Source organism: Embleya sp. NPDC059213, assembly GCF_042754445.1.
GTDB lineage: Bacteria > Actinomycetota > Actinomycetes > Streptomycetales > Streptomycetaceae > Embleya.
Window position 1 is genome coordinate 1 of record NZ_JBHZAV010000426.1, and the last position, 1,072, is coordinate 1,072.

Consider the following 1,072-nt stretch of genomic DNA (forward strand, 5'->3'; position numbering starts at 1 on the left):
AGATGGTCAAGTTCGCGGGTTGCATGCGCGAGCACGGGGTCGACATGCCCGACCCGGAGCCCGGTGAGGGCGGCGCGATGCGGATGCAGGCGATGTCCGCGGACGAGGGGTCGTCCAAGACCGAGGAAGCGATGAAGGCGTGTGAGAAGTTCCAGCCGAAGAGCGACTTCGACCCGAACGACCCCAAGTTCAAGGAGTGGCAGGCCAAGCGCACGGACTGTCTGCGCGAGAACGGCGTGAACGTGGGCGACGGCGCGGGTGGCGCGATGGTCACGCTGGACATCAACGACGACAAGGTGAAGACGGCGATGGACCTGTGCAACAAGAAGCTTCCGCCGCCGACGAAGAAGAAGTAGGGGCGGCTCGTGGTTTCGATCGACCCCGCACGGCACTACGGGTACGACGAGGAACCGGCTCCCACGCCGACCGAACCGGACCGAACGGCGTACCCGCGCGGGCGTCGTCGTCGGTGCCGACGTGCGCTCGCGGTGACTCTGGTGCTGGCCTCGGCAGGTGGGGCGGTGGCCGTGCTGCTCTCCGACGGCGGCGACGGCTCCGGTGCCTCCGTGAATCGCACGAAACTGGACGCGGTCCCGGTGACCCGGGCGGACCTGGTCGACCGGCAGAACGTGGACGGCAAGCTCGGCTATGCCGGCACGTACTCCGTGAACGCCGCCGCACCCGGACCGGACAAGGAGAACACGTCGACCGGCGGGAGCAACGGGAACAACGGGAGCAACGAGAGCAACGGAGGCAGTGGGAACAAGCCGCAGACCGGCGGCAGCCCTCCCCCTCCTCAAGGCTCGAACTCGGGCTCGGGCGGCGGCTCGAACAGCGGCCCGGGTGGCGGCTCGGCAACCGGCGGTGCGGGTTCCGGCGGCGGTCAGGGCGGTTCGCCCCCCGACACCGGAAACAATGCGGGCCCCGGGACCATCACCTGGCTCCCGAGCGTGGGTGACAGGCTGTCGCAGGGCGATCGGGTGTACGGCCGGGACGGGACGAAGGTGCCGTTGTTCTACGGCGAGACGCCGTTCTGGCGGGCGTTGTACGTGGGTGTCGAAAAGGGCGTGGA

2 pseudogenes are annotated in these 1,072 nt (G+C 69.0%); both read left to right on the forward strand.

Going from position 1 to position 1,072, the window contains the following annotated elements:
• Positions 1 to 356 (forward strand): annotated as a pseudogene (locus ACFXMF_RS47775) (hypothetical protein); the annotation flags it as partial.
• A gap of 132 nt (positions 357 to 488) precedes the next feature.
• Positions 489 to 1,072, forward strand: a pseudogene (locus ACFXMF_RS47780) (hypothetical protein); the annotation flags it as partial.